This is a genomic window from Paenibacillus sp. HGH0039 (assembly GCF_000411255.1).
Lineage (GTDB): Bacteria > Bacillota > Bacilli > Paenibacillales > NBRC-103111 > Paenibacillus_F.
Genome location: NZ_KE150414.1, coordinates 627 through 5,964, shown reverse-complemented (window position 1 = coordinate 5,964; position 5,338 = coordinate 627). Strand labels below are relative to the sequence as shown.

The following is a 5,338-nucleotide window of genomic DNA, read 5'->3' as shown; positions in this document are numbered from 1 at the left end:
GGATATGTTCCTGGGCGTGGCTGTACCGGCCACCATGCTTTAGGGTCTGTCGCCAGGAGAGGCCGCATTGCCTCTTCTTAGAAAAGAGGTATCTTATCTTCATTGGGGTATTTTTTTTTTTCTGTTGAAAAAGATGATTACAAAAAGATCATTTTTTTTTTTTTTTTTTTTTTTTTTTTTTTTTTTTTCGGTTTTTGTTTTTAGGTTTGAGGGAGGCGGACGAAAGCAGTAACGGGGATAGGCAGGCAGGAAGGGCAAGAGCGGTGCGCCAGTAGTAGGCCGGAGAAATAAAAGGGAGAAGAGAAGAAGAGAAGGTATGCATAAGAGCATACCAAGTAAGTTATCAAATCCTTGCCCAGTAAGGGGTTGAGAGGATCGTATACAGTTTATATACAGCTAATAATTCACCAATCATAGGTTGATTCTAAGGTTAATTTACCGAGTTCGTTTAGGATGAAATTGGTTTCATTTTTTAAGGTGAAAAAATACATTTTGGGTAGATCAGTTTGATTTTTATAAAAGTTTTTGCAGAGCAGATCCCAGTTCTCTTCAAGATAAGTCCTTCGTTTTTCTTCGTTTGTGACCCAGATGATTGGAGATTTTTCTGAAATTGGAGAGAGGGTCTTAATGTAATCGTGATACTTACGTTCAAGCTTTTTTGGACCTTCAGTATTATTATCGAACTCGATCCAGAACTTAAATTTCTCGTCGATTTTTAGGAGGGCGTCAGGGCGAATCATTTGTTTCCGATCGACTTGCTTGTGATTCCATTCCCACAAACGTATAAGGGAATCCGTAGATTCAACCGTCGACCCCCACTGTAATCGTTCCCTGGAGATGCCGGCCTCAAGCAATCGGACCAAAATGTCATTTATGCCTATATAATGACTGAGCTGTGCTCTTGGAGGATCCTTCAGGCGTCGGGCCTCTTGCTGCATTGCCAAGGCATATTCGGCCCCCAACCTTCCAAGGGAATAAACCGTCGTTGTTTTATGCGGGAAGTAATAGGCTTTTAGCCAAAGTTCCTTTTCCTCCGGACGGGCTGCCCTTTTCCTGATTGATTCAATTGCCCATTCCAAGTGACGTTTTTCCCAACCGGTTATGGTTAGCAGCTGCTGCTTCGTTACCATGCCCAGATCGTTGATCATAGCTATAAGCCTCTCACTCTTGGTAAAAGACTCGTGTACAAGCCAGCGAAAGATCATTTAGTACTCTCCTCTCAAGAGGGATGTGTATACATGTTTGATTGGTTGAACCGTTGGATTACATGAAAACTTGACTTAAACGTATGTAAACAGAGCTTAAAAATCATGTTTACAAGGTTAGGTTGTAAGCCAGGCGAAAATACTGAGAAATTTTAAAAAAAGCATGTAAACCTTGGCTATTTGATGTATGTATTAACGGATTTCCAAAGTATTTCCGGAATTTCTCTATCGGATGTAGGCACAGATATACTTATTCCGTGATTTTTCATGAGGTAAAGATGCTGAACGGCATCCCTTAAGAATTGAGCTTTTTCAGTGCCTGACATTTGGGAAAGAAACTCATGAATTTTCTCGTCTTTTAGCTCGAATGTATGCGTCATTCTCTGTCTTTTCAATTCAAAACCCCTCCTACTTATAGTCAGGAGGGGCAGACATTTTGAGTGTTTAAAAGTCGTAAGGAAGAAAAACTTTAGCCGGCTGTTCTTCAGGGAGATCAACCTTTGTTTGTTTGCCTCTTTCAGCTTGTAAAAGGGTCCCGGTTCTTAAATATTGGTCAATTTCTTTATCTACCAGGTGAGCAGCCGTTCCGTCTCTTGCTTGAAGCTCTCTACCCTTGCTCAATCCCCACTGTACTGCTTCCTCCATCTCTATTTTATTTTCATGATCTGCAATTTTACCGTTTGGCAGATAGATATAGGGTGGATCAGATTCCACGGTTATCGTTGTAATTTGACTGCGGCCAGATTCATTTTTTGTTTTTGTATATACAGCTACGACCCGTTCAGGCAAGGTTTTTAAATAATCTGTATCAAAAATGCCTGCTGTCATAGTGGAAACCTTGGGTGCGGCTGCAGCGCCTTGGGTGCAAGACATAATTGTCCCTACGTTTCCTAAAATGGCTTGAACAAGCCAACCTTCAAATTGATCAATATATTGAGTGATTAACTCTAAACAGAGGCCAAATTTTCTATCTTCAGCAATTATTTTCCCCATCACAGGAATTTGTACTAAGTGTGCCTCGTCTACATTCAAAAAGTGCTTTTTACTTCCCGTTCGTCTTGTTTTTGCTGTCAAATGATATTGGTTAATAAGATGACCAACCGTTAATTTAATGTTTTGTTCCGAGACGTTTAGTAAATCCCATAAAAATATATGTCCTTCGTCCATATATTTTCGAAGATTTAGGCTCCACTTACTCTGTCCGAACATCCTTCTCATAGTTTTGTTTGTGGTCAATGGTGATAAGCGGTTAAGAATCGGATCAATACCCGCATCTTGAATATCACGCTGCCAAAACTGACGAACCATAGGGTCTTTTACCTTGGGAAGTATCCTATCTCTGAAATTTTCATCGGTTAGTATGGGGACTATTCCTAAAATTGTATGTGGCTGATCATCTTCTAAGAGTGTCAGAAGAGCATTTTCTATAAGACGGTCCATTCTTGGGGTATCGCCACTATACGCATATTTCAGCAGCCCTAGGGCAGATTTTGCTACCTCGTCCGAGGTATCCCCAGGGTTTCTGTGAAGCAGATTTAATCCTAGAGGATTTTCTGTAGCACCTAAATATGCATAGTGGACCTTTTCCCATGGAACTTTCTTACCGTCTAATTCGGCTTTTAAAAGCCTTGTTAAAATAGTGGCCACTGTTTCTTGAGCAGGATCCATGTAAGTGAATCCTGGCATTTTATCTGGGTCTATTAGCCAGGCGTCGATTAATGATTGCACCTTTTCCATAGCTGTTGACGATTTGCCTGTTCCAGTCATGCCGGACAGAAGACTATGCTTTGAGAGCTGTTCAAATGGAATACGCACTTCGCGTCCTGACTGAATCGGATGTATAAGTCTTCCTACTTGAACACCCTCGGACAGTTCGTTTTTTCCCAAGCTACGCTGCCCTTTTTCTAAATGAGGGACCTGTTCCATAATTCTATCCTGTCCGTTAGGGAGATGAAGAAAGTTTGCTACTTCCTTGTCAATCCAAAGCATGGTTGGGTTTCCATGTGGGACGGGGGAAATCTTTGAAACGGGATTCTTCTTACCCCTAATAAATTTAATGCTGTTATCGTAAGACATCATGGATTCTATTCTGGTTGCTAATGATTGGATTACACTTCCTGCATTTGTGGCCTCAGACCAGAGAGACAGCGTGATATTAAAAGCCCGTTCGCGCCCGGTAAATCTTTGATTCAGCCCTTTATATTTAATTTTTTCATCAAGATCGAGATCGCTAACCTTTGGGGTTTTTGGCGGTCTCGGTTTACTTTGTGATCCGCCGCCTTTCGCGTTGCGGGGATCAAATTCTTTTAAAGCAGCTGCGCCGACATCCCAGGCAGTTTTGTACATACTTCCGGATTCACTTCTGTCTTTTGGGAGCATCTTAGACTGGGTTTTTTTGATCGCGTTTTTCAGATCAGTATGTGTGGCGCCGCTCAGCACTAGATCAATCCAAGTTCCAGGCTGCATGTACAAAAGTACATCGCCCCATTCATCATATTTGGCGTCAAAAGGGCGCAGTGGAAGTCCTTCATATTCCCCATCCCTCGCTATTCTGAAGGAACCACCGTACCCCTTATTATTTTGAGGAAGAGGTAATTCCCGATGTTTAATGGCATGCTGTTCGCTTTTTGGATAGGTAACCTCAAAAGTTCGTTTTACCCCGGTCTCCCTGTCCTGGGGATACCCGAAGTAAAATTCGATGCCTTCCTCGGAACGATGAATGAGAAACCTGAACCATTCTCTCCCCTTTTGGGCACGTTCTTTCTTGGTCCTGGAGTATCCTGCGAACTGTTCAACCATTCTCATGATATCGTTGAGGTTTAGCTGATTTTCTACGTGAGGTAAAAGCCGGATGTACCGGTAGTCCTTGGTCTCCTTATTTCTTAGTTTGGGATTCTTGGATTCAAGGTATAGGCTTCCGCCGACAATTACTCCAACCCCTAAGAGCCCTAATACTGCTGTGTCCACTGTATTCCCCCCTATCGCGTTGTTAGGCACCGGGATTTAACCGGCTTAAACGTTCTCTCTTCTTTAGGGGGGAGGCAGAGGAAACAGGCATTGTGATGAAGTATAGTCAGACTTCAAAAAAAAGTTTTGGTGAGCTGAAAAGTTTCTCCATAGCAAAAGCGATATTCTCTTATATACGACTTCACAGCGCTTGATTTTCCGCGAGGTGAGGCGTTAAGAATATAAACCGAGGTGAGTTGAAATGAATTACGATAAGTTGAGTTGTTACGTTTGTAGGAAGGAGACGATTCACATTGTGGATGGTGCTTCTAGGGGGCTAAAGCCGGGTGAGATTACTGCATTTGGCTACTGTAAAGAATGTGGAAAAAGAGGTACATGGGTGAGTCATCCGTTAGAATAGCAGCAGAAAAGAAGAGAGGTCCTGGATGTTTAACTCCGGACCTCTTTTTTCCTTTTGGACGATGCAAGAGCGCTCTGCGTTCGACTGTAGCGCGTAGATGTCGCCTCCCGGGAGAGGCTTTCCCGCTGATTGACCGGTTGCGATGGGGCCTGGATATCACGGGATCCGCGTCTGTGTGCTCTTCGGGCGTCTCCAGCAGCTATCAGCTGGGCTAAGAGTAAGGAAAAATGAAAAAAGTCATTGTTCAGGCGACTTGGGTTTGGCGACCCTCAGCTGCTCCATCCGATCGCATAATCGGTGAAACAGGCGCTTCACAATGACTTTTCTCTAAATCATCTACAATAGGTATTGCTATTCTAGCAACGTATCGAAAATGTGTCAAGCGAGATAGAACGGAAAAAAGCTAGTTGACCTGGTTCCCGATTCGCTTTTTACTCTTTCGGCGTCTCCGGCGGCTATCAGCTGGGCTAACAGTAAAAGAGTGCCCTGCGGCCGACTGTGGCGCGTAGGCGACGGCGCCCAGGCTGATCTCCCCCGCTGCCCGCTGGACACGGGTTCCCGCCGGCGGGCAACGATCTCTTCCGGATTTCTTCGCCCGCCTGCAGCTCGTGCGTGTGTGCTGGATGTTGGTCCGGTCGCCACTGGTTCCGCGTCTCCGCGCTCCTGGAGGCTGCCGGCGCCCGGGTTGATCTCCCCCGCTGTCGCTGGCCACCGGTTCCCGCCGGCCGGCTCCCATCTCCTGCGGACTTCGGCCGCCTGCAGCTCG

4 protein-coding genes are annotated in these 5,338 nt (G+C 44.6%); all 4 read right to left on the bottom strand.

Annotated elements, in window-relative coordinates:
* Positions 1 to 404 precede the first annotated feature (404 nt).
* Positions 405 to 1,148 carry a replication-relaxation family protein gene (locus HMPREF1207_RS27655; protein WP_231392193.1) on the bottom strand — a complete coding sequence of 248 codons (744 nt, stop codon included), beginning with the start codon at positions 1,146 to 1,148 and terminating at the stop codon, positions 405 to 407.
* A 233-nt stretch (positions 1,149 to 1,381) separates the two neighbouring features.
* On the bottom strand, positions 1,382 to 1,600 hold the full coding sequence (locus tag HMPREF1207_RS27650; protein ID WP_009674521.1) for a hypothetical protein: 219 nt from the start codon (positions 1,598 to 1,600) through the stop codon (positions 1,382 to 1,384).
* A gap of 49 nt (positions 1,601 to 1,649) precedes the next feature.
* Entirely contained in the window at positions 1,650 to 4,172 is a 2,523-nt protein-coding gene (locus HMPREF1207_RS27645; protein ID WP_016424225.1) for a type IV secretory system conjugative DNA transfer family protein, read from the bottom strand.
* A 778-nt stretch (positions 4,173 to 4,950) separates the two neighbouring features.
* A partial coding sequence (locus tag HMPREF1207_RS30485; RefSeq protein ID WP_231392192.1) for a hypothetical protein occupies positions 4,951 to 5,338 on the bottom strand: 388 nt, incomplete at its 5' end.